Source organism: Pseudomonas azerbaijanoccidentalis (assembly GCF_019145495.1).
Taxonomy (GTDB): domain Bacteria; phylum Pseudomonadota; class Gammaproteobacteria; order Pseudomonadales; family Pseudomonadaceae; genus Aquipseudomonas; species Aquipseudomonas azerbaijanoccidentalis.
On sequence record NZ_JAHSTU010000012.1, the window covers coordinates 12,375 to 36,503 of the forward strand.

Below are 24,129 nucleotides of genomic sequence, written 5' to 3' on the forward strand. Positions count from 1 at the left end.
GGCTGGCTCCCACAGTGGGAATGCATTCCAAATGTGGGAGCTAGCCTGCTAGCGATGCTTTTAGCGGCGGTAAGCCGAACCGGTATGTTGCGCAGGCAAATGCGCCCCGTCGCGAAACAGCTTTTGCCGCAAGCTGCCATCGTCATAAGCAGTCTTGTACGACCCGCGCCGTTGCAGCTCCGGAATCACCAGATCGATGAAATCCACATAGCTTTCCGGCGTGACGATTCGGGTCAGGTTGAAGCCATCCAGCCCGGTCTCGGCGATCCACGACTCCAGCTCATCGGCCACCTGTTGCGGCGAGCCAACCACCGTGATGTAGCGTCCGCCGAGGGCGTGTTGTTCCAGTAATTTGCGCCGGGTCCAGTCGTTGTTTTGCAGGTTTTTGGTGGCGGACTGGATCGCGTTGCTTTTCACGTACTGAATCGGCTCGTCGATGGCGTACTCGGAAAAATCGATCCCCGTAGAGGCCGAGAAATGCGCCACACCGGCCTCGGCGCTGGCGTAGCTCAGGTATTCGGCGTGCTTGGCCCACGCCAGCTCTTCGGTGGCGCCGACGATCACGTTCAGGCCCATGAACACCTTGATGTCCTCGGGATTGCGTCCGGCGTTAACGGCACTGGCGCGGACCTTGTCCACTTGCACCTTGGTCGATGCCTTGGTCTGGCCGCTGATGAATACGCACTCGGCATGCCGGCCGGCGAACAGCAAGCCGCGATCCGAACTACCCGCCTGGAACAGCACCGGCGTACGTTGTGGCGATGGCTCACACAGGTGATAACCCTCGACCTGATAGAACTCGCCCTTGTGCTCCACCTTGTGCACTTTCTCCGGCTGCGCGTAGATCCGCTGCTGCGGGTCGTTCAGCACCGCACCGTTTTCCCAGCTGCCTTCCCAGAGTTTGTAGAGCACTGCCAGGTACTCGTCGGCCTGGTCGTAGCGACGGTCATGCTCGACCTGTTCGCTCAGACCCATGGCTTTGGCGGCGCTGTCGAGGTAGCCGGTGACGATGTTCCAGCCCACCCGGCCACGGCTCAGATGGTCCAGCGTCGACATGCGTCGGGCGAACAGGTACGGCGGTTCGTAGGTGAGGTTGGCGGTGAGACCGAAACCGAGGTTTTTCGTCACCGCTGCCATGGCTGAAACCAGCAATAGCGGATCGTTGACCGGCAGTTGAATCGATTCTTTGAGCGGCACGTCCACCGAGTTCTGGTAGACGTCGTAAACGCCAACGATGTCGGCGATGAACAACCCGTCGAACAGGCCACGCTCAAGCAACTGTGCCAGCTCGGTCCAGTATTCGATGGTTTTGTACTGGGTCGATGTGTCACGCGGATGCGTCCACAGACCATGGTTGATGTGCCCGATGCAGTTCATGTTGAACGCGTTGAGCAGGATTTTCTTTTTCGCAACGCTCATCAAATGGTCCCCCGCAGCGGAGGATTTTCATCGTTGAGGTAGTAGTTGCCGACCGCGTGATACTTCCAGCGCACCGGGTCGTGCAGGGTGTGCACGCGGGCGTTGCGCCAATGGCGATCGAGGCCATGCTCGATCAGGGTTGCCTGGCTGCCGGCCAGTTCAAACAGAGTGCTGCCGGCCGCGAGGGAGATTTCGGTGCTGATGGCGCGGGCCTCTGCGATGGCAATCGAGGCCGCCGCGACGGTCTCGGCGTTGGTGTCAGCCTGGGCCTTGTCGAGGAACTCACCGGCGCGTTCGAGCAGCGCTTCGGCGGCGTGCAGACGAATGCTCAAGTGGCCGAAGCTCTTGAGGGTCAACGGATCATCAATGGCTTTCTCATGGGTCGCGTCGATCCACGGCCGGGTCTTGGTGCGCACAAAATGCAGCGCATCTTCATAGGCGGCGCGGGCGATGCCGGTGTCGATGGCGGCGTGGAGAATCTGCGCCAGCGGGCCAACCGGTGTCGGGCGCTCGAACGCGCTCTGGAAAGGGATCACATCTTCGGCGGCGACGAAGACATCTTCGAACACCACCGAACCGCTGCCGGTGGTGCGCTGGCCGAAGCCGCTCCAGTCGTCGATGACGGTCAGGCCTTTGCTGGTGCGTGGTACGAATGCCAGTTGCTGCACGCCGTTTTCATCGATTACCGAGGTCGGGATGCGCTGGGCGTAAATCGCGCCCGTGGCGTAGAACTTACGACCGTTGATGCGATAACCGCTGCCGTCGCGAGTCAGGCGGGTGACGCGGTCATGGGCGGTTTTTGTACCGAGTTCGGCGAGTGCATTGCCGAAACGCTGGCCGTCCAACACTTCGGCGTACAGGCGTTTTTTTTGCTCGGGGCTGCCGTTAACTCGCAGCACTTCCAAGGCATAAAAATGGTTCTGCGGGATTTGCCCTAGCGAACCGTCGGCCTGCGCAATCAAGGCAATGACCTTGGCCAGGGTGACGTTGGAAACGCCCGCGCCACCGTATTCTTTCGGCACGCTGATGCCCCACAGGCCCGAACGGGAAAACACTTCCAGCTCAGGGTGCGGCAAGCGGCGTTCACGATCGCGCAGGGCGCTGTCGCGTTTGAAATCTTCGGCCAGATCGCTGGCGACAATCAGGGCTTGCTCATCGCTGGTTAGGACCGCGACGTGGTGAGAACTTGTCATGTATTTCTCCAGATGTCTGGTCGTCAGATCCAGGAATGGCGAGCCGGTACGGTGCCGTTCAAGTGGTAGGCGCCCACGGCGTGATACTTCCAGCGCACCGGGTCGTGCAGGGTGTGCACGCGGGCGTTGCGCCAGTGGCGATCCAGGTTGAATTCGGCGAGGGTGGCGCGGCTGCCGGCCAGCTCGAAGAGCTTTTCGCTGGCCAACAGCGAGATTTCGGTGGTCAGCACTTTGGCTTCGGCCACCGCAATCGAAGCGCGGGCGGCGGACTCGGCGGTGAGCGGCGCGGCGCTGACCTGATCGAGCACCTGCCCGGCCTTGCGCAGCAGGGCTTCGGCGGCGTGCAGTTCAATCTTCAGCTTGCCGATATCGGCGATCACGTAGAGGTCATCGCTGGCTCGTTCGACATTGGCATCGATCCAGGGTCGGGCACGTTTTTTCACGAAGTCGATGGCATCGTCGATCGCGCCCCGGGCGATACCGGCGTCGATGGCGGCCTGGATCAGTTGCGAGACCGCACCTTGGGTATTGGGCTTGTCGTTGATCTTCCAGTTGTCCACCACCAGCTCGGCATCGACCCGCACGTTGTTGAGCAAAATCGTACCGCTGGCGGTGGTGCGCTGACCGAAGCCGGACCAGTCATCAACGATGCGCAGCCCCGGCGTTCCGCGACGCACGAAGGCCAGGACCTGTTTGCCGTCGTCATTGAGCGCTTTGACCGCGACCCAATGCGCGAACAGCGCGCCGGTGGAATAGAACTTCTGCCCGTTAAGCACAAAACCATCGCCATCGGCGGTGATGCGCGCCTTGAGGTCCAACGTGTTTTTTGTGCCGCGCTCCGGTCCGGCATTACCGATGCGCCAGCCATCGAGCACGCTTTTGAACAGCTGTTTTTTCTGCGCTTCGGTGGCACTGCCCAGCACCAGGTTGAGGATGCCGAACTGGTTCTGCGGGATCTGCCCGAGTGCCGGGTCTGCCGCGGAAATGATCGCGAACACCTCGGCCAGGGTAACGAATGAAACCTGAGGGCCACCGTACTCGCGCGGGACGGCAATGCTGCCCAGACCGCTGCGGGTAAAATGTTCGATTTCCGACCACGGCAACTTACGCTGCTGGTCGCGTTTGGCCGCTTGCAGGCGGGCGGCTTGCGCCAGCTCATGAGCGGCCTTGATGGCTTGTGCGTCGTTGCGCAGCACTTGCGCGGGCAACAACAGTGGGGCGATGTCCAGATCACTCTGAACGATTGCATCTGCCAGACTGGACATCAGCGCCACTCCTTGGCTGCACGCAATGCCCTGGCGATCTGCACTGGGGTGATTGTGTTCCGGACCATACCTACCTCACATCTCATGGAAACGCCGTTGTGCGGCGAACGAAAACAAGAAGGTCCGGTGGTCCGGTGCATATACCCTAAGCGTTTATAAATAAGTAATGAACTAACTTTTAGGAATATATATAGAAGGGCTACTGTGCGCAGAGCAACAACTGTTTGTGTAGCAACAGACGCAAGCTTCGCCCGCTGCTACAGGAGGCACTCATCGTTCAGGGTGTTTTGCGACAACCGATCTTCAACGTGCGTGCAGGCGCCCAGCGTGAGTTATTGCCCACGCGATCAAGGATGCAATAAGTCACCTCCAGCCGCAGGTCTTCGCCGGCCTCGACGATGACCGCCGGCGGCACCCAGACGTGGATTGGTTGGCCCACCTCGCAAGCTTTCAGGGTTGGCAGGTCCATGCGCACATCGCCCCAGCGCAGGGTGATTTCGTCGTCGGCGGCCATGTTCAGGTAGGGCTCGATGGTCAGCGGCACCCCGCGCTTGATCTGGTTGGGGTTCACACCCTGGCGGCGAATCGTTTCCGGAAGACTCACGGGCGCCAGGCCCTGATTTTCGTCGCCGCACAAGTCAGACGGCTGGCCACCGGGGCAATCGAGCTTGACCTGCACGCGCCTGGCAGCCGATATCGCCGGCCCCTGACCGATTTGCATGATGCGGTAGTGAACACGAGAAGAGCCATTGGCGATAAAGCTCTCCGGTACCCGCAACTGAACGGAGCGCCCCACCTCATCGTTCGTCAGCACTCGGGAGGCGACGTAGCAGTTGTCCCAGAACAGTTCGATCAGATCGCCGTTGTCCATGTCGGGGTAGGGCGGGACGTCGATCAGCAGGTGCGCGGCCGAGGTGATGTTGATGTCGTTTTTGTGGGATTGCGCCAGAGTAGGGGCCGCGAGGACGGGCGGGTTCGAAGTGCTTTTCATGGAGTCTCCTTGACGTTATTGCAGCGAAATCCGTTTCTGAAAAATAGAGCCGTGAAGTGTGAGTGAAAACAATAAGTTTTTTTTGATTTAGATGTTGGGGTGAAGGTGTTGGAGACTAGATAAGAGTTCGACTGGATCAGTGTCAATGGCGTTTGTTAGTTGGGGGTGGAATATGACTCGATTCAGAAAGTTCCTACGCTTTTAAGTTAATAAACGCTACGCGTGCGTAGAAAATGCCCATGAATACGGGTGATGAATGTTCAAGGTGTGAAAAGTGGGAGAGCAACAGTTGATTGGGTAATCCTGATGAATTGACAGAGCAGGTTTGTTGCGAGATATAAATATATACCGCCTTGGTAGGCTGAAAATAAACTAGCGTTTTTTAGGGGGGTGGAGTCAGTAAAGAGATGTGTAACTTCCATCCGTGGAAGTTAACGGTTTCGCTGGGGGCGTATTAGTTGTGTGAGTTGTTCAGGAACTTGCTGAGGAACTGTTTCGTACGTTCTTCTTTCGGATTGGCAAACAGTGCCTTCGCTTCGCCTTGTTCGACGATCACACCCTTGTCGAAAAACACCACACGGTTGGCCACGTCACGGGCGAAAGCCATTTCGTGGGTCACGATGACCATGGTGCGATTCTCTTCGGCCAGGCCGCGGATCGTCGCCAGCACTTCGCCCACCAGCTCCGGGTCGAGCGCCGAGGTCGGTTCATCGAACAGGATCACTTCCGGTTCCATCGCCAGCGCCCGGGCAATCGCCACGCGCTGTTGCTGGCCGCCCGAGAGACGGCGCGGGTAAGCGTCTTCCTTGCCCGCCAGGCCAACCTTGGCCAACAGTTTTTTGCCCAAGGCGATGGCATCAGCAGGCGGGATCTTCTTGACGATGATCGGGCCTTCAATGACGTTTTCCAGGGCAGTGCGATGGGGGAACAGGTTGAAGTTCTGGAACACGAAGCCCACGTGCTGGCGCAGGTTACGCACCAGGCCCTGCTGCTGGTTCAACGGGCGGCTGGTATCGATCTCGATATCGCCGACCTTGATCCGGCCGCTGGTGGGTTCTTCCAGAAAATTCAGGCAACGCAGGAACGTGGTCTTGCCCGAGCCGCTTGGCCCGATGATCGCCACGACCTCACCTTCCTTCACTTGCAGATCGATGCCGTTGAGCACGACTTGACCCTTGAACTGCTTTGTCAGTTTTTCCACGACAATCATGGGGTCAGGACTCCTGATCGTGCCGATTGACCCGCTCTTCCAGCTTGTTCTGCAGGTGCGAAAGCACCGTGGCCAGAACCCAGTAGATCAGCGCGGCGGCAAGGTACATGGTGAAAATTTCGAAGGTGCGGGCGGTGATCAACTGCGCCTGACGGAACAGCTCCGGCACCTGGATGGTGGCCGCCAGTGCGGTGTCCTTGACCAGCGAAATAAAGCTGTTGCCCAGCGGCGGCAATGCCGTGCGCATCGCCTGCGGCAGGATGGCCCGACGCAAGGTCTGTGCGCGGGTCATGCCGATACTGGCAGCCGCTTCCCATTGGCCGCGTTCGATCGAGCTGATCGCGGCACGCAGAATTTCACAGGCATAGGCCGCCATGTTCAGCGAGAAGCCGATCAGGGCGGCCGGCAGCGGATCAAGCTCCAGACCCAATTGCGGCAAGCCGTAATAGATCACGAACAGTTGCACCAGCAACGGCGTGCCGCGAAAGAACGACACGTAGATACGGGCGATCCAGCTCACCAGCTTGAAGCGCGACAGGCGCATCAGCGCCAGGCCGAAGCCCATCACCAGGCCGAAGAACATCCCGCCCAGGCTCAAGATCACCGTGTAGTACGCGCCCTTGAGCAAAAAGGGCGCGGAATCCAGTGCGAGTTGAAAAGCTTCTTCCATTATTGAGTGACGTCAGCGTTGAAGTATTTTTCCGAGAGCTTTTTCAGGGTGCCATCGGCGCGCAGTTTGTCGATCGCCTTGTTCACCGCAGCCAGCAGTTCGGGCTCGCCTTTGCGCAATGCAATACCGGCTTCCTGACGGGAGAACGCTTCACCTGCAGCGGTGGTGTCCTTGGCTTTCTTGGCGTATTCCAGCGCGGCCAGACGGTCGATCAAGATGGCGTCGATACGGCCGACACGCAGGTCCTGGAACTTGGTCGGATCATCTTCGTAGGTGCGCACATCAGCGGTCGGCACGTTGGCTTTGACCCACTGTTCGTAGTTGGTGCCCAGGCCCACGCCGACTTTCTTGCCACCCAGATCGGCAGCGGACTTGATGTTCAGCTCGGCGGCTTTTTTGGTCAGCACCAGCGCCTGAATCCCGGAAACGGTGTACGGCTCGGAGAAGTCATACTTCTTCTTGCGCTCTTCGGAGATGGTCACCTGGTTGATCACGGCGTCCAGACGCTTGGATTCCAGCGCTGCGAGGATGCCGTCCCATTTGGTCGGTTGCAGTTTGACCTTCACACCCAGCTCTTTGGCCAGCGCTTCGGAGAACTCGACTTCGAAGCCGGACAGTTTGCCGTCGGCGTCGACGAAACTGAACGGTGGGTAGGTGCCTTCCAGGCCGACGTTAATGACGCCCTTGTCCTTGATTTGTTGCAGTTGCTCACCGGCAACGGCTTGGCCGATCAGGCCGGCGCTCAGTGCCAGGCCCAGCGAACCCACCAGCAGATTTCGACGTAGTGCGGAAAAATTCATGACAAGCCCCTGTGTTTTCTTATGGAAGACGCTTTAGGAAAGTTGGCAAATTCGGGAATTGGACGACTGCGATATCCTGCCCTAAAGCAGCGTATGCGTCTCGCTGCAAATTCGCCTGCGGCGTGACTATATGATGGCGTTATTAGATTAGAAAATAATAAATTCTATTTTTGTTATGCAATTTACGAATAAGAAATAGGCTCTGAAAAGATCGCAGCCTGCGGCAGCTCCTACAAGCATCGGCAAGCTCCAGTAGGAGCTGCCGCAGGCTGCGATCTTTTGATCTTTACAGGAAATCTTTGTAGGCAAACAACGCCGGCGCCCCACCGGTGTGCAGGAAAATGATCGGCCCCTCGTCGAAGCGCTGGCGTCCAATCCCGTCCAGCAACCCCGCCATGGCTTTGCCAGTGTAGACCGGGTCAAGCAGCAGTCCTTCCTGACTGGCCAGCAGTTTTACCGCCGCCAGCGTCCCGGCATTCGGCTCGCCGTAACGCGGCGCGAAATATTCGTCCCACAATTCGACCTTGAAGCTCTCGGGCAGGCTCACGCCCAGCAATTCTGCGGTGCGTTCGGCCAGACCTTGCACCTTCGGTCGCTGGTCTTCATCGCTGCGCGACACCGTCACACCAATGACGGGCAACTGCGGCAGTGCTTCGCTCAACGCCAGTGCCAGACCACTGTGGGTTCCGGCGCTGCCTGAGGCCAGGAGCACGGCGGCGAACTTCAGGCCGGTGTCTTTGATCTGCTCGGCCAATTCCAGGCCTGCGCGGACATAACCCAAAGCGCCCAATGCGTTGGAGCCACCAATCGGTACCAGGTACGGTTTTTTACCATTGTTGCGCAGGCGAGCGGCCAATGCTTCCAACTGCTCGTCTGCGTTGTCCAGATTCTCCACGAGTTCGACCTTGGTATCGAACAAGTCCAGCAACAACCGATTGCCGTTGCCGACATAGTTGGCGTCGTCGGTGCCCAAAGGGTTTTCCAGTAAGGCAACGCAACCGAGCCCGAGCTTGGCGGCAATGGCCGCTGTCTGGCGCACGTGGTTCGATTGCAAGGCACCGGCCGTGATCAAGGTGTCGGCACCCTGGGCGAGGGCATCGGCAGCGAGGTATTCGAGTTTGCGCAGCTTGTTGCCGCCCATTGCCAGTGGCGTAAGGTCATCGCGTTTGACGTACACATCGCGACCAAGCCAGGTCGACAGCCGTTCGAGTTTTTCCAGGGAGGTGGGCTGACCAAGCAGGTCGAGGCGGTTAAAGCGGGCAAGCTGTTGTTTGATCAACTCTTGATTGGACATGGTTCCGTACTGGCGGTGAATGATGTCAGGACTATAGGCACGCGTATTTGTCGGGGCAACCGACAATCACTTATAGCTGAAAGTGCTTAACACAGCACAATTGGTTCTTAATTTGCGCCACGACCGTTGCCGTAAAGTAATCGCCGTTGACGCGGCCCGACCGTCCGGCCGCTCCGTGAGGAGTTTTTTACCGTGAGTGAGCGTTCCAGCCATTGGCAATTGCAGACCATCGTCAGTCAGCTGCGCACGGCACGTGACCAGTGGCGTGCACAAAACGGCCGCGTCAGCGGCGAGCAGGGTGGCCGAGAGTTACCGTCCCGGGCGGCCATGGCGGACATTCTCGAAGCGCTGTGCGGCGCGCTGTTTCCGATGCGTCTGGGGCCGGTGGACTTGCGCGAAGAGAGTGAAGACTTCTACGTCGGCCACACCCTGGATGTCGCGCTGAATGCCTTGCTGGCACAAGCGCGACTCGAACTGCGGTATGCGGCCCGCCACAGCGCCGAGGCCGATACGGAGGTCGAAGCCAAGACCATTCAGATCATTCAGGATTTCGCCCTGGCCCTGCCCGGGTTGCGCAGCCTGTTGGACACCGACGTGCTGGCGGCCTATCACGGTGACCCGGCGGCTCGCAGTGTCGATGAAGTACTGCTGTGCTACCCGGGAATTCTGGCAGTGATTCACCATCGTCTGGCCCACCATTTGTACCGCGCAGGTTTGCCGTTGCTGGCGCGGATCAGTGCGGAAATCGCTCACTCGGCGACGGGTATCGACATCCACCCGGGCGCGCAGATCGGCCGCAGTTTCTTCATCGATCACGGGACGGGTGTGGTGATCGGCGAGACCGCGATCATCGGCGAGCGCGTACGGATTTATCAGGCCGTGACGCTGGGCGCCAAGCGTTTCCCTGCGGACGAAGATGGTCAGTTGCAGAAGGGCCAGGCGCGGCATCCGATCGTCGAGGATGACGTGGTGATTTACGCCGGTGCAACCATCCTGGGGCGCATCACCATCGGCCAGGGTTCGACCATCGGCGGTAACGTCTGGCTGACCCGCAGCGTACCGGCGGGCAGCAACCTGACCCAGGCGAATTTGCAGCTGGATGATGGGGCGCAGAAGTAAGGCCAGATCAACCGATGCGCCAACTGTAGGAGCTGTAGGAGCTGTCGAGTGAAACGAGGCTGCGATCTTTTCAAGGGCACTGCAAAGCCAAAGCCAAAGTCAAAAGATCGCAGCCTGCGGCAGCTCCTACAGAAATCCCCAATTCCCGCCGCGTTATACCCCTCCTTGAGCTAGCGTAAGAAAGCGACCGCCCAGCCCTGCGATTAGTCCTTAGCCCCCTATTCATGTTTAACTTGAACGTTCATTCAAGTTAAACCGGTGGTTCGCTGCCCGCTCACAACAGGAGGCTTGCCTTTGCTGAGTCCGATTTCTACAGCCACGATTGACCTCTTCGAGGTGCACCGTTCATGAGTGCATCATCCCTTCCTCCCAGCGGCCTCGTCCGCATGAACCCGCCAGTGTTCTACTTTGCGGCGAGTTTCATTCTGTTGTTCGGTGTCGTGGTCATTGCCATGCCCGAGCAGGCCGGTGCCTGGTTGCTGGCCGCACAAAACTGGGCGGCCAACACGGTCGGCTGGTACTACATGTTGGCGATGACCCTGTATCTGGTCTTCGTGGTGGTCACCGCGTTATCGGGCTACGGCAAGATCAAACTCGGTGCCGACCACGACGAGCCCGAATTCAGTTACCTGTCCTGGGCCGGCATGCTGTTCGCCGCCGGGATCAGCATCACGTTGTTCTTCTTCTGCGTGTCCGAACCGCTGACTCACATGCTCCAGCCGCCGCAAGGCGAGGCGGGCACGGCGGAGGCGGCGCGCCAGGCCATGCAGATTCTCTTTCTGCATTGGGGTCTTCACGGCTGGGGCGTGTTCGCTTTCGTCGGCATGGCGCTCGCTTACTTCGCGTATCGACACAACCTGCCGCTGGCCCTGCGTTCGGCGCTGTATCCGTTGATTGGCAAACGCATCAACGGCCCTATCGGTTACGCTGTGGACGGCTTCGGCATCATCGCCACGGTGTTCGGCCTCGGTGCCGACATGGGCTTCGGTGTGTTGCACCTCAACTCCGGCCTGGACTACCTGTTCGGCATTGCCCACACCCAGTGGATTCAGGTCGGCCTGATCACGCTGATGATGGGCGCTGCGATCATCGTCGCGGTGTCCGGCGTCGACAAGGGCGTGCGGGTGATGTCCGACATCAACATGTTGCTGGCCTGCGCGCTTCTGCTATTCGTGTTGTTCGCCGGGCCCACGCAGCATTTGCTCAACACGTTGATCCAGAACGTCGGTGATTATCTGGGCGCGTTGCCGATGAAGAGTTTCGACCTCTACGCCTACGATAAACCCAGCGACTGGCTGGGCGGCTGGACGGTGTTCTATTGGGCCTGGTGGATCGCATGGTCGCCGTTCGTGGGCCTGTTCATCGCACGGATTTCCCGTGGCCGGACCATTCGCGAATTTGTCTTCGGCGTGCTGTTGATTCCGTTGGGTTTCACCCTGGCGTGGATGTCGATCTTCGGCAACAGCGCCATCGATCAAGTGCTCAACCACGGCATGAGCGCGCTGGGCATGTCGGCCATCGACAATCCGTCGATGACCCTCTACTTGCTGCTGGAAACCTACCCGTGGAGCAAAACCGTCATCGCGGTCACGGTGTTCATCAGCTTTGTGTTCTTCGTCACTTCCGCCGATTCGGGCACCGTGGTGCTGTCGACGCTTTCCGCCAAGGGTGGCAACCCGGATGAAGACGGGCCGAAATGGCTGCGGGTGTTCTGGGGCGCGATGACTGCGCTGGTGACCAGTGCGTTGCTGTTCTCCGGCAGCATCGATGCGTTGAAGTCGGCGGTGGTCCTGACCTCGTTGCCGTTCTCGCTGATTTTGCTGCTGATGATGTGGGGCTTGCACAAGGCGTTTTACCTGGAGTCGCAAAAGCAAATCGCGCAGCTGCATTCCCTGGCGCCGGTGTCCGGTTCACGGCGCGGTGGCTGGCGTCAGCGCTTGAGTCAGGCGGTGCATTTCCCGTCGCGGGACGAGGTGTATCGCTTCCTCGATACGACGGTGCGCCCGGCGATTGAAGAGGTCTCGGCGGTGTTCATCGAGAAGGGCCTCAAGGTCATGACGCATCCAGAACCGGTCAACGACAGCGTCAGCCTGGAAATCGGTCACGGCGATGAGCATCCGTTTATCTACCAGGTGCAAATGCGCGGCTATTTCACGCCGTCGTTTGCCCGGGGCGGCATGGGCTCCAAGGAACTCAATAACCGTCGGTACTACCGCGCCGAAGTGCATTTGAGCGAGGGCAGTCAGAACTACGATCTGGTGGGCTACACCAAGGAGCAGATCATCAACGACATCCTCGATCAGTACGAACGGCACATGCAGTTCTTGCATCTGGTGCGGTGATCGAGGGCTTCACGTTTCGGTGGTCATCACCATGAACAACACCAGCGCCGCCACCGGGATTCCGAAGACGGCGCTGCCCACCACCAGTTCAGTGCCTAGCGGCTGGCCGGCATGCACGATACCGACCGCGCCGTTAATCAGCGTCAGCGCCAGCCACAGCACGATAAAGCTGTAGGCCAGGAGCTGGCGGCTGAAGCCGATCTTCTCGCCAATGTAGAGCATCAGCGCCAGGAGAATCAGGCCGAAGGTGATGATGATCGTCGTGTGCATGAACAGTCCCACCCTTCAGATGTGCATTGCTTTAGAAACAGCCATCGCGAGCAGGCTCACTCCTACAACATCACCGCGATCCCTGTGGGAGCGAGCCTGCTCGCGATTAAGATCACTGCGGTCTCAGTGTGAACTCAGTTAAACCAACCCGCCATTGACCCGCAAAATCTGCCCATTGACCCAGGCCGAATCCGGCCCGGCTAGAAACGACACGACACGGGCAATATCCTCCGGCTGCCCCAGCCGCTCCAGCGGCGCCATCTTCGCAAAACTCTGAATCTGCTCTTCACTCTTGCCATGCAAAAACAGCTCGGTCGCCACGGGCCCGGGCGCTACCGCATTGACGGTGATGTTGCGCCCGCGCATTTCCTTAGCGAACACCTGGGTCAACGATTCCACCGCCGCTTTGCTGGCAATGTACACCGCATAGCCCGGCAGGTTCAGGCCGACGGTGCTGCTGGAAAAATTGATGATCCGCCCGCCGTCGTTCAAGCGTGTGGCGGCTTCGCGCAGGGTGTTGAAGGTGCCACGGGCATGAATGTTGAAGGTCTGATCGAACAACTCGTCGCTGTGTTGCGCCAGTGGCAGCACCTTGAGAATGCCGGCGTTATTCACCAGCACATCGATTTTGCCGAGCTGGGTTTCGGCCTCGTCGAACATCCGCCGCACGTCGTCTGCATTGGCCACATCGGCCTTGATCGCTATGGCTTGATGCCCGGCCTGACGCAGTTCCACCACCAGTTTCGAAGCTTCGCTGGCGCTGCTGGCGTAGTTGATGGCGACGGCGAAACCTTCGCTGGCGAGTTGCTTGGCGATGACCGCGCCGATGCCGCGGGAGGCGCCAGTGACGAGGGCAACTTTCGGAGTCTGGTGAGTCATTTCGAAGTACCTGTGATGTTGGGGTGAAGCCAATTTCACAGGTTTACTCAGGCCGATAAATGCACCAGAGTTGCCTTGACTGTTCAAAAATCGCCAACAATTGGACGCCTACTGTGGATCAAGTCAAAGCGATGAAAGTGTTCGTGCGCATCTACGAGCGCGCCAGTTTTACCCAAGCCGCGGATGACCTGAACCTGCCACGGGCCACGCTGACCCACACGCTCAATCAATTCGAAGCCTGGCTCGGCACCCGCCTGCTGGAACGCAGCACGCGCAAGGTGCGCCCGACGCTGGATGGCGAGGCGTATTACCAGCGTTGTGTGCAATTGCTGGCGGAACTGGAAGAGGCCGAACTGGCGTTTCGCAGCGTGGCGCCGAAGGGACGTTTGCGGGTGGATTTGCATGGCACCCTGGCCCGGCACTACGTGATCCCGGCCTTGCCGCAATTCATGGCCCGCTACCCGGACATCGGGCTGTCGATCAGCGAGGCCGACCGGCAAGTCGATCTCATCAGCGAAGGCATCGATTGCGTGTTGCGCGCCGGCACCTTGAGCGACTCCACACTGATCGGTAAACGTGTCGCCAACCTGCGCCAGATCACCTGCGCCAGCCCCGCCTATCTGCGCAAATACGGCGAGCCGCAAAACCTCGACGACCTGAAAAACCATCGCGCGGTGAACTACGTTTCGCGAACCACTGCCAAGTTGTTCCCGTTCGAGTTCATGGTGGACGGCGAACTCCGGGAAGTGGCCATCGACGGTGCCGTTTCAGTCTTCGGCGCGGAAATTTACGCCGCCTCGGCGATTGCCGGCCTCGGCCTGATCCAGTGCCCGCACTACCGCATGGAAACGCAAATCGCCCAGGGCCTGATCAAGGAAATCCTCATCAAAACCCCACCACCGTCCATGCCGGTTTCTGTGCTGTACCCGCACAACCGACACATGTCGCCACGGGTCCGGGTATTTGTGGATTGGTTGGGGGAGGTGTTCGCGGGGGCCCGATGAATTCAAAAGATCCTGGCCTGCGCGGATGGTCGGCATAAGGTTAGAAGAAAGAAATATGAAACGTTTCAGCAATTAGTCGAATCCGGGGTTTCCTGGTTTTTGTCTGCGCGTATGCTGGGCGACTGGCGAAGCAGTCGAGACCAGATTCAAGACCGACAAGAGAGGATTCGATGACTTACACCGCTGCCGAAAACCGCTACGACTCCATCCCTTACCGCCGCGTGGGTCGCAGCGGTCTGGTGCTGCCGGCACTGTCGCTGGGCCTGTGGCACAACTTCGGCGACAGCACGCCGATTGACACCCAGCGCGCGTTATTGCGCACGGCGTTCGACCTGGGCATCAACCATTTCGACCTGGCCAACAACTACGGCCCACCATACGGCAGCGCCGAGATCAATTTCGGTCGTTTGCTGCGCGAAGACTTCAAGCAGTATCGCGATGAGCTGATCATTTCCAGCAAGGCCGGTTGGGACATGTGGCCCGGCCCTTACGGTCAGGGCGGCGGTTCGCGCAAGTACGTGCTGGCCAGCCTTGATCAGAGCTTGCAACGCCTGGGCGTGGACTACGTCGATATTTTCTATTCGCACCGCTTCGACCCGGACACGCCGCTGGAAGAAACGGCCAGCGCATTGGCCACGGCCGTGCAGCAGGGCAAGGCGCTGTACATCGGCATCTCGTCTTATTCCGGGGTGAAAACCCGTGAAATCGCGGCGCTGCTGAAAGAGTGGAAAGTGCCGTTGTTGATTCACCAACCGGCGTACAACCTGCTCAATCGCTGGGTGGAAAAAGACCTGTTGGACACCACCGATGAGCTGGGCACGGGCGTGATTGCGTTTACGCCTCTGGCGCAGGGTTTGCTGACCGACAAGTACCTCAACGGTGTGCCGGCGGATGCGCGGGTTAATCGTCCGGGCGGTGGTTCGTTGCAGGCGTCGCATTTGTCCGAGGCCAACATCGCTCATGTGCGTGCGCTCAACGAGATTGCCAAGCGTCGCGGTCAAAGCCTTGCGCAACTGGCGCTGGCCTGGACCCTGCGCGACCCGCGCGTGACTTCAGCACTGATCGGTGCGAGCCGGCCAGAGCAGATCATCGAGAACGTCGGGGCGTTGAAGAATCTGAGCTTCAGTGCAGAGGAACTGGCAGAGGTTGACCGGTTTGCCCAAGAGGGCGGGATCAATCTTTGGGAGAAACCTTCGACGGCGGAGTAGCCCGAAAAGCAAAAGATCGCAGCCTGCGGCAGCTCCTACAGGGGATCGCATTTCCATGTAGGAGCTGCCGCAGGCTGCGATCTCTTGATCTTAAAAGAACGGCACATCCCCCAAAACCGTCGCCCGCTGCATCACTCGCCGCGCGGGCCGGTAATCATCTACCGCGTAATGCTGGGTCACGCGGTTATCCCAGAACGCGATGTCGTCTTTCTGCCAGCGCCAGCGAATGGTGAATTCCGGTCGTGTGGCGTGGGCGAACAGATACTTCAGAATCGCTTCGCTCTCGGTTTCCGACAGTTCATTGATCTTCGAAGTGAAGCCTTCGTTGACGAACAGCGAGCGACGCCCGCTCACCGGATGTGTGCGAATCACAGGGTGTGACAGCGGCGGATTTTTGCGCCGCGCTTCCTCCCATTGGGCCAGCGCTTCAGGCGTGTTGCCGTAGCGCTCCAGTGGAAATGAACGGGTGAAATCGTGAGTGGCGGTCAGCCCTTCCAGCAAGGCTTTGAGCGGCTCCGACAAGGCTTCATACGCCGCGATGCCGCTGGCCCACAGCGTGTCGCCACCAAACTCCGGCAACAGCTTGGCGCTGAGCACGGCGCCCATGGCCGGGGTCGGCAGGAAGGTCACGTCGGTGTGCCAGATCGCGTTGTCGCGCACATCGGTGACGGCGGTGTCGAGGATCAGTACTTCCGGTTGCTCCGGCACATTCGGGTAGATCGGGTGAATGTGCAGGTCGCCGAAATTGGCCGCGAAACGCGCTTGCTGTTGTGGGGTGATCGGCTGGTCGCGGAAGAACAGCACTTGATGCTTGAGCAGTGCTTGCTCAATGGCATCGCGCTGTTCCTGGTTCAGTGGCTGGCTGATGTCGACGCCGCTGATCTGTGCGCCGAGGGCGTAGCTGAGGGGGACGATGGTCAGGTGGCTCATGGTGGTTCTCTTCAATCCGGGGCGCCGAGGTGTCGGCGTAGTCAGTCTGTCTCTACATTGATCTTCAGTGAGCCTGGCCGTGCCACGGCACCAGTTTGCGCTGCAGTTTGCGCAGGCCCATTTCCATGGCGAACGCGATCAGCGCGATCACCAGAATCCCCAGCACCACCACATCGGTGACCAGGAACTGCGCCGCCGACTGCACCATGAAACCCAGGCCGCTGGTGGCGGCAATCAGTTCGGCGGCGACCAGCGTCGACCAACCGACGCCCAGACCAATGCGTACACCGGTCAAAATGTCCGGCAGGGCGCTCGGCAGAATCACATGGCGAATCAACTGCGCCCGCGTCGCACCCAGCGATTGCGCAGCGCGCAATTTGGCCGGGTCGACCGTGCGCACGCCGGTGGCGGTGGCGATGGCAATCGGGGCGAAAATCGCCAGGTAGATCAGCAGCACTTTCGACAATTCGCCGATACCGCACCAGATCACGATCAGCGGCAGATAAGCCAGCGGCGGAATCGGACGATAGAACTCAATCAGCGGATCGAGAATGCCGCGAGCGATACGGTTGTGGCCGATGGCGATGCCGACAGGCACGGCCGTCAACACCGCGAAGCCCAGACCCAGACCGATACGGCTGAGGCTCGCACCCAAGTGCTGCCACAGGGTTGAATCCATGTAGCCGCTGGTCGCCAGCAGCCAGCCTTTTTGCAGCACGGCGGCCGGTGGCGGCAGGAACAATGGCTCGATCAAACCGGTCGCTGTCACGGCCCACCAGATGACAACCAGCGCGACCAGTGTCAGCAGGCTGATCCAGCGCGTGCTCAAGCTGCGACGAGCTGCAATGACAGGGGTGTTTGTTTTTACCGCCGCAGCGGGAATTTCGTAGCTGCTCATGCGTGCTCCTGGCGCTGGACGGCGCTGCGTTGGGAGAACACTTTGGCGAGTACGTGTTCGCGGGTTTCGATAAAGCGTGGGTCGGACTTGATCGAGCGTGCCGACTCGCCGGCAGCATAACGCTGACCGAAATCCAGGCTCAGGCGTTCGACGATTTGCCCAGGATTGGGCGCCAACAGAATCAGGTCGGTGGCGAGGAACACGGCTTCTTCAATGTCGTGCGTAATCAGGAACACGGGTTTGGCGGTACGTCGCCAGACTTGCAACAGCAGTTCCTGCATCTGTTCACGGGTAAAGGCGTCGAGGGCGCCGAAGGGCTCATCCATGAGCAATACACGAGGATCGGCGGCGAGGGCACGGGCCAGTCCGACGCGCTGTTTCTGGCCACCGGAAAGTTGCCAGATGCGGCGGCTCTCAAAGCCTGAAAGGTCAACCAGTGCAAGCATCTCCCGAGCGCGGATTTCACGTTTTTCCCGGGCAATGCCGGCCAGTTCCAGACCGAAACCGACGTTGGCCAGCACGTCCTGCCAGGGCAGCAAAGCGTCGTCCTGGAACACCACGCCACGTTCGGCGCTCGGGCCTTTGACCGGCACGCCGTCGAGGGTGATGCGCCCCGCGCTGGGTTCGACGAAGCCGGCAATCAGGTTCAACAGCGATGTCTTGCCACTGCCGGACGGGCCGAGGGCGACCAGCAACTGCTGCGGCCCCAGGCTCAATGAAATATCCGCCAGCACCGGTTCCGGGCTGCCAGGGTACTGTGCGCTGATGCGCTCCAGCTGTAGCAAAGCCATCGCGTTGACTCCCGATCAGTTGGTGATGAACTTGGCGCTGACGTACGGCGCGTAGTCCGGCAGTACGGCTTCGACTTTGCCCTGCTCCTTGAGGAACGTGGCGGTGTCGGTGATGGCCTTGGTGGTCGGCGCGCCGAGGGTGGTGACCTGGTCAGCCGCCAGCGGGTAGACGTTGCCTTGCAACAGCAGCGGAATATCGCTGGCCTTGGCGCCGGAGAGTTTCACCAGTTTGTCGACGTTGCTTTGGTTGGCGAGCCAGGCTTTTGGATCTTTGCGGTAATCGGCGTAGGCGTCGAGGGTGACCTTGGCGAACGCGGTAACGATTTCCGGATGCTTCTCGGCGAAGTCTTTGCGCACGATCCAGGCATCGAAGGTTGGCGCACCGAACTTGGCCAGTTCACCGGACGTGATCAGCACTTTGCCGTTTTCCTTGGCAACGCCCAACGCTGGATCCCAAACGTAAGTGGCGTCGATGTCGCCGCGTTTCCACGCAGCGATGATTGCTGGCGGTGCGAGGTTGAGGACGGTGACTTTCGACGGATCGATGTTCCAGTGTTTCAGCGCCGCCAGCAGGCTGTAGTGGCCGGTGGATACAAACGGCACGGCGATTTTCTTACCGATCAGGTCTTGCGGGGTCTTGATTCCGGAACCGTCCCGGGCAACCAGAGCTTCGGCGGCGCCGATCTGTGTGGCGATCAGGAACGTTTCAACCGGCACTTTGCGGGTGATGGCAGCGGTCAGAGGGCTGGAACCGAGGTAACCGATTTGCACGTCACCGGAGGCGATGGCAGCGATGATGTCGGCACCGTTATCGAACTTGCGCCAGCTGATGTCGGCCTTGGTGGCTTTTTCATAAGCGCCGTCGGCCTGGGCGACTTTCGCCGGGTCTACGGTGGTCTGGTAAGCGACAGTGACGTCGGCCGCCTGGGCAAACATGCTCGCCGCGGCCAAAGAAGCGGCAGCCAGCAGGCGAAGAGGGAAATTCAGTTTCATTGGGGTGCTCCTTATCAGGCGACCGAGAGTCGGCGTGAAAGGAGACTAAATGATCTAAGAATTCGAAAATAAATAACTTTTTCGAATGAGCTTATGAGCGGAAAATTCTAAAGGATCAAAAGATCGCAGCCTTCGGCAGCTCCTACAGGAGTATGTATTCCCCTGTGGGAACTGCCGAAGGCTGCGATCTTTTCAGAGGCGACGATTAATTACTGATCGCCAGAATGCTCGCCTGATACGACCCGACAAACACATCGAAATCGCCGACTTCGTTCTGTTCGAGCTCAGTCTGTTCAGCCAGCGAGGAACGCGCCCGCTCTTCAAACCTCGCTTGATCCTCAGCCGGCAACGGCTCGCGGCGGAAAAACTCCGCGTGGGCCTGGCTCTGGCGCAGAGAGAACTGAGCGAAGCTCTCCTTGTGCTCAGCCATCGCCGCCAACACCTGGGCCGATGGCGTCAGGGACGGGTCCTGGACCTTCGCCAGTTGCGCATCCAGCGCCTTGCTGTGGGCATCGCCGCCATGGCTCTGATCCAGCAGCGCAGCCAGTGGCGCGATGTTTTCCAGAAGCTCGGCGGCCCACTCTTTCAGCTCAACCGGTTGCCCGTTGCGCTGCAATTGCAGGCCAGGACGACGACCTTCCTTGACCACACTGAGGAAGTTCGACGTGGCATTGCCGCAACTGGTGTTGGTCAGCAGAGGGCTGTCGTTGAGCGCGCAGAACAGCAGGAAGGCGTCGAGGAAACGCGATTCGGTGAGGTCGATACCCATTGGCAGGAACGGGTTGATGTCCAGGCAACGCACTTCGACGTACTGAATGCCACGGGCCATCAGCGCCTGGATCGGCCGCTCACCGGAGTAGGTCACGCGTTTCGGGCGAATGTTGGAGTAGTACTCGTTTTCGATCTGCAGGATGTTGGTGTTGAGCTGCACCCACTCACCGTCCTTGTGCGTGCCGACTTCGACGTAAGGCGCGTACGGCGTGGCCACCGCTTTGCGCAGGCTGTCGGTGTAGCTGGTCAGATCGTTGTAGCACGGCGTCAGGCCGGCCTGGGCGTTGCTCTGGTAACCCAGGTCACTCATGCGCAGGCTGGTGGCGTAAGGCAGGTACAGGGTCTGCGGGTCCAGTTGTTCCAACTGGTGCGAACGACCACGCAGGAAGCCCGCGTCCAGTGCCGGTGAAGCACCGAACAGGTACATCAGCAGCCAGCTGTAGCGGCGGAAGTTGCGGATCAGCGCGATGTAGGACGACGACTGGAAATCGCGGTCGCTGCCGACAAAACCTTCGGCTTCCTTGAGCAGCGGCCAGAGTTTTTCCGGCAGGGAAAAGTTGTAATGGATGCCGGCGATGCACTGCATGGTCTTGCCGTAACGCAGGGCCAGGCCCTTGCGGTACACGTACTTGAGCTGCCCGATATTGGAGGTGCCGTAATAGGCAATCGGGATGTCTTCCTCGGCCGGCAGCGGGCACGGCATCGACGGACTCCACAGGTACTCGTTGCCGAGTTTGCTGTAGGCAAAGCGGTGAATGCTGTCCAGGCTCGCCAGCGTATCGGCAGGATCGGGCAGGGCCGGGGTGATGAACTCCAGCAGCGACTCGGAATAGTCGGTGGTGATCTGTTCATTGGTCAGCGCGGAACCTAATTCTTCCGGGTGCGGCGTTTGCGCCAGGCGACCTTCATCGGTCACGCGCAGGCATTCACGTTCGATGCCGTGAAGGCACTGTTCGAGCAGAGAGAGGTTAGCGCGCTCGCCAAGCAGGGCCAGGCGGCGGTTGAGAAGTTCGCTCAAGTTGGATTCCTTCACGCGTCAGTCGCCCCAATATGGGGGTGGGCAAGACGGTCTACAAGGGTGAAGTTAAAACTGGCGTTTTCGCCTGGTTTTTCTAACCGGTCAGCCGCACACATAACCTGTAGGAGCTGCCGCAGGCTGCGATCTTTTGATCTTGCTATTGAAAAACAAAGTCAAAAGATCGCAACCTGCGGCAGCTCCTACAGGGTTCGTTGCGCCGAAATTAACTCAAATCGATGACGACTAGCTACAGGACAGCGAACGTGCCTTGTGCTTTTGCGACCAATTTGTCGCCTTGCACCACGTCGGCCTCAACCACCAGGGTGCGGCGGCCCGGGTGGATCACCCGTGCCGTGCACATCACCTCACCGTCGGCGACGGCGCGGATGTAGTTGATCTTGCACTCGATGGTCGCGCTCTGCTGGTCAAAGCCGTGGGTGCTGGAACAGGCCAGCCCCATGGCAATGTCCACCAGACTGAACAAGGCCCCGCCGTGCAGTTTGCCGGCGCGATTGCGCAGTTCCGGCTCCAGCACCAGGGCGACTTGCGCCACCCCGGTTTCCAGGCTGTGCAGGCGGCAGCCCAACAGCTTGAAAAAAGCGCTTTCGGTGTACCCGGCAGGGACGTCCATCAACGCTTCTTCAACTGCTTGGCGTTGGCGAACAGCGAAGCCATAGCGTTATTGGCCGGGGCCGCCGCCGTGGTTTCCTTGCGCGGCGCGGTGTTCTGGGACTGGCGTGGCGCCGAACCCGGACGTGCACCGCGAGCACCGTCGATTTTTTCGCCCGGCGTGTCGCTCATGCGCATCGACAGGCCCACGCGTTTACGCGGGATGTCGACTTCCATGACTTTCACTTTCACCACGTCACCGGCCTTCACCGCTTCGCGTGGGTCCTTGATGAACTTCTCCGAAAGCGCAGAGATGTGCACCAAACCGTCCTGATGCACGCCGATGTCGACGAACGCGCCGAAGTTGGTCACGTTGGTCACCACGCCTTCGAGGATCATCCCCAGTTGCAGGTCCTTGAGGTCTTCGACGCCTTCCTGGAACTCGGCGGTCTTGAACTCGGGACGCGGGTCGCGGCCTGGTTTTTCCAGCTCTTGCAGGATGTCGGTGACCGTTGGCAAACCGAAGGTTTCGTCGGTGTACTTCTTCGGATCCAGACGTTTGAGGAACGAGGCATCGCCAATCAACGAGCGGATATCACGGTCGGTTTCAGCGGCAATGCGCTGCACCAGTGGATAGGCTTCCGGGTGAACCGCCGACGAATCCAGCGGGTTTTCGCCGTTCATCACGCGCAAGAAACCCGCGGCTTGTTCAAAAGTTTTCTCGCCCAGGCGTGCGACTTTCTTCAAGGCAGCGCGGGTTTTGAATGCGCCGTGCTCGTCGCGGTGGCTGACGATGTTCTGCGCCAGTGTCGCGTTGAGGCCGGAGATGCGTGCCAGCAGCGCTACGGAAGCGGTGTTCACGTCGACACCGACGGCGTTCACGCAGTCTTCGACGACCGCATCCAGGCCACGGGCCAATTTCAGTTGCGACACGTCGTGCTGGTACTGGCCGACACCGATGGATTTCGGGTCGATCTTCACCAGTTCTGCCAATGGATCTTGCAGGCGACGGGCAATCGACACGGCGCCACGGATCGATACGTCCAGATCCGGGAATTCCTTGGAAGCCAGTTCCGAGGCCGAGTAAACCGATGCGCCGGCCTCGGACACCATGACCTTGGTCATCTTCATGGCTGGGTATTTTTTAATCAGCTCTGCGGCGAGCTTGTCGGTTTCACGGCTGGCGGTGCCGTTGCCGATGGCGATCAGGTCCACCGAATGCTTGGCGCACAGGGCGGCGAGGATCGCGATGGTCTGGTCCCACTTGTTGTGTGGCACGTGCGGGTAAACCGTTGCGTGATCCAGCAGCTTGCCGGTGGAGTCGACCACCGCCACCTTGCAGCCCGTGCGCAGGCCCGGGTCGAGACCCAGCGTGGCACGCGGGCCGGCCGGGGCCGACAGCAGCAGGTCGTGCAAGTTGTGGGCGAACACGTTGATCGCTTCGGTTTCCGCGCCGTCGCGCAGCTCGCCCAGCAGGTCGGTTTCCAGATGCGTGTAGAGCTTGACCTTCCAGGTCCAGCGCACCACTTCGCCCAGCCATTTGTCGGCGGCGCGGTTCTGGTTCTGGATGCCGAATTGCTGGCCGATCATCCCTTCGCAAGGGTGCATGGTGCCCGGCAGCTCATCGCCGACTTTCAGCGCGGAGCTGAGGATGCCTTCGTTGCGGCCACGGAAAATCGCCAGGGCGCGGTGCGATGGCATGCTTTTCAGCGGTTCGTCGTGTTCGAAATAGTCGCGGAACTTGGCGCCTTCCTCTTCCTTGCCGGCGATCACGCGGGCACTGAGGGTGGCTTCCTGCTTGAGGTAGCTGCGCAGCTTGTCCAGCAGGCCGGCGTCTTCGGCGAAGCGCTCCATGAGGATGTACTTGGCGCCTTCGAGGGCGGCTTTCACATCGGCCACGCCTTTTTCCGCGTCGATGAAACGCGCGGCTTCGGCTTCCGGGCTCAGGGTCGGGTCGTTGAACAGGCCGTCAGCCAACTCGCCGAGGCCGGCTTCCAGGGCGATCTGACCCTTGGTGCGGCGCTTCTGCTTGTACGGCAGGTACAAGTCTTCGAGGCGGGTCTTGGTGTCGGCGAGCTTGATGTCGCGTTCGAGCTGCGGGGTCAGCTTGCCTTGCTCTTCGATGCTGGCAAGGATGCTGATACGCCGTTCGTCGAGTTCTCGCAGGTAGCGTAGACGCTCTTCCAGATGACGCAGCTGGGTGTCATCGAGGCTGCCGGTGACTTCTTTCCGGTAACGGGCGATGAAGGGAACGGTAGAGCCTTCATCGAGTAGCGCGACGGCCGCTTCGACCTGTTGTGGGCGTACACCGAGTTCCTCGGCGATGCGGCTGTTGATGCTGTCCATAAAACCACCTGACAAATTGTGAAAGCAGGCTCGCAGGCGCAGAGATAGGGCCTCGGCGAGTCTGGTTGAGCGGCCTGGGCTGCGCCGCTACCTGGATCAAAAGGTATCC

The 24,129-nt window shown here is 59.8% G+C and carries 21 protein-coding genes; 4 read left to right on the forward strand and 17 right to left on the reverse strand.

Features of this window, described 5'->3' with window-relative positions:
- Positions 1-60: 60 nt before the first annotated feature.
- The 8 genes from KVG88_RS28520 to KVG88_RS28555 all read right to left on the reverse strand — a co-directional run bounded on the left by KVG88_RS28520 (position 61) and on the right by KVG88_RS28555 (position 8,827).
- Positions 61-1,419: an LLM class flavin-dependent oxidoreductase gene (locus KVG88_RS28520; RefSeq protein ID WP_150702635.1), complete on the reverse strand. Its 1,359-nt coding sequence runs from the start codon at positions 1,417-1,419 to the stop codon at positions 61-63.
- Positions 1,419-2,612: an SfnB family sulfur acquisition oxidoreductase gene (locus tag KVG88_RS28525; protein WP_217873373.1), complete on the reverse strand. Its 1,194-nt coding sequence runs from the start codon at positions 2,610-2,612 to the stop codon at positions 1,419-1,421. Before KVG88_RS28525 ends, KVG88_RS28520 begins: the two co-directional genes overlap by 1 nt.
- A gap of 23 nt (positions 2,613-2,635) precedes the next feature.
- Positions 2,636-3,877, reverse strand: coding sequence for an SfnB family sulfur acquisition oxidoreductase (locus KVG88_RS28530; RefSeq protein ID WP_217873374.1), 1,242 nt, complete (start codon positions 3,875-3,877; stop codon positions 2,636-2,638).
- Between the two features lie 277 nt (positions 3,878-4,154).
- Entirely contained in the window at positions 4,155-4,868 is a 714-nt protein-coding gene (locus KVG88_RS28535; protein WP_217873375.1) for a hypothetical protein, read from the reverse strand.
- Positions 4,869-5,322: 454 nt separating this feature from the next.
- Positions 5,323-6,078 (reverse strand): L-cystine ABC transporter ATP-binding protein TcyN, encoded by a 756-nt coding sequence (gene tcyN, locus KVG88_RS28540; protein WP_150702639.1) that lies wholly within the window; start codon positions 6,076-6,078, stop codon positions 5,323-5,325.
- Between the two features lie 4 nt (positions 6,079-6,082).
- On the reverse strand, positions 6,083-6,748 hold the full coding sequence (gene tcyL, locus KVG88_RS28545) for a cystine ABC transporter permease (RefSeq protein ID WP_150702640.1): 666 nt from the start codon (positions 6,746-6,748) through the stop codon (positions 6,083-6,085).
- Positions 6,748-7,548, reverse strand: coding sequence for a cystine ABC transporter substrate-binding protein (gene tcyJ / locus KVG88_RS28550; protein WP_150702641.1), 801 nt, complete (start codon positions 7,546-7,548; stop codon positions 6,748-6,750). Before tcyJ ends, tcyL begins: the two co-directional genes overlap by 1 nt.
- Positions 7,549-7,834: 286 nt before the next feature.
- Complete coding sequence (locus KVG88_RS28555; protein ID WP_217873437.1) at positions 7,835-8,827, reverse strand: D-cysteine desulfhydrase; 993 nt, start codon at positions 8,825-8,827, stop codon at positions 7,835-7,837.
- Between the two features lie 207 nt (positions 8,828-9,034).
- Here KVG88_RS28555 and epsC point away from each other — a divergent pair, with 207 nt between their 5' ends.
- Positions 9,035-9,961, forward strand: a complete 927-nt coding sequence (gene epsC, locus KVG88_RS28560) for a serine O-acetyltransferase EpsC (protein ID WP_150702642.1) — start codon at positions 9,035-9,037, stop codon at positions 9,959-9,961.
- Positions 9,962-10,347: 386 nt separating this feature from the next.
- Positions 10,348-12,303, forward strand: coding sequence for a choline transporter BetT (betT, locus tag KVG88_RS28565; protein ID WP_217873438.1), 1,956 nt, complete (start codon positions 10,348-10,350; stop codon positions 12,301-12,303).
- Positions 12,304-12,312: 9 nt separating this feature from the next.
- Here the strand turns inward: betT and KVG88_RS28570 are convergent, their stop codons facing one another.
- Both KVG88_RS28570 and KVG88_RS28575 read right to left on the reverse strand, forming a co-directional pair.
- Positions 12,313-12,573 carry a hypothetical protein gene (locus KVG88_RS28570; protein ID WP_150702644.1) on the reverse strand — a complete coding sequence of 87 codons (261 nt, stop codon included), beginning with the start codon at positions 12,571-12,573 and terminating at the stop codon, positions 12,313-12,315.
- 138 nt (positions 12,574-12,711) lie between these two features.
- The gene (locus KVG88_RS28575) at positions 12,712-13,452 is read right to left on the reverse strand and encodes an SDR family oxidoreductase (protein WP_217873376.1); all 741 of its coding nucleotides are present in this window, start codon (positions 13,450-13,452) and stop codon (positions 12,712-12,714) included.
- Between the two features lie 113 nt (positions 13,453-13,565).
- Between KVG88_RS28575 and KVG88_RS28580 the strand changes: the two genes are divergently transcribed.
- Positions 13,566-14,456 (forward strand): LysR family transcriptional regulator, encoded by an 891-nt coding sequence (locus tag KVG88_RS28580; protein ID WP_217873377.1) that lies wholly within the window; start codon positions 13,566-13,568, stop codon positions 14,454-14,456.
- A gap of 170 nt (positions 14,457-14,626) precedes the next feature.
- A complete protein-coding gene (gene mgrA / locus KVG88_RS28585; RefSeq protein WP_217873378.1) occupies positions 14,627-15,664 on the forward strand; it encodes an L-glyceraldehyde 3-phosphate reductase in 1,038 nt (345 codons plus the stop codon).
- Positions 15,665-15,754: 90 nt separating this feature from the next.
- Here the strand turns inward: mgrA and tauD are convergent, their stop codons facing one another.
- The 7 genes from tauD to KVG88_RS28620 form a co-directional block, all read right to left on the reverse strand.
- Positions 15,755-16,594 (reverse strand): taurine dioxygenase, encoded by an 840-nt coding sequence (tauD, locus tag KVG88_RS28590; RefSeq protein WP_217873379.1) that lies wholly within the window; start codon positions 16,592-16,594, stop codon positions 15,755-15,757.
- 64 nt (positions 16,595-16,658) lie between these two features.
- Positions 16,659-17,492: a taurine ABC transporter permease TauC gene (tauC, locus tag KVG88_RS28595; protein WP_150702649.1), complete on the reverse strand. Its 834-nt coding sequence runs from the start codon at positions 17,490-17,492 to the stop codon at positions 16,659-16,661.
- Complete coding sequence (tauB, locus tag KVG88_RS28600; protein WP_150702650.1) at positions 17,489-18,283, reverse strand: taurine ABC transporter ATP-binding subunit; 795 nt, start codon at positions 18,281-18,283, stop codon at positions 17,489-17,491. Before tauB ends, tauC begins: the two co-directional genes overlap by 4 nt.
- A 15-nt stretch (positions 18,284-18,298) precedes the next feature.
- Complete coding sequence (gene tauA / locus KVG88_RS28605) at positions 18,299-19,276, reverse strand: taurine ABC transporter substrate-binding protein (protein WP_150702651.1); 978 nt, start codon at positions 19,274-19,276, stop codon at positions 18,299-18,301.
- A gap of 205 nt (positions 19,277-19,481) precedes the next feature.
- A complete protein-coding gene (gene gshA, locus KVG88_RS28610) occupies positions 19,482-21,065 on the reverse strand; it encodes a glutamate--cysteine ligase (protein WP_150702652.1) in 1,584 nt (527 codons plus the stop codon).
- A gap of 247 nt (positions 21,066-21,312) precedes the next feature.
- Positions 21,313-21,696, reverse strand: a complete 384-nt coding sequence (locus tag KVG88_RS28615) for a PaaI family thioesterase (protein ID WP_150702653.1) — start codon at positions 21,694-21,696, stop codon at positions 21,313-21,315.
- On the reverse strand, positions 21,696-24,020 hold the full coding sequence (locus KVG88_RS28620) for a Tex family protein (RefSeq protein ID WP_150702654.1): 2,325 nt from the start codon (positions 24,018-24,020) through the stop codon (positions 21,696-21,698). The genes KVG88_RS28615 and KVG88_RS28620 overlap by 1 nt, the downstream gene beginning before the upstream one ends.
- Between the last annotated feature and the right edge of the window lie 109 nt (positions 24,021-24,129).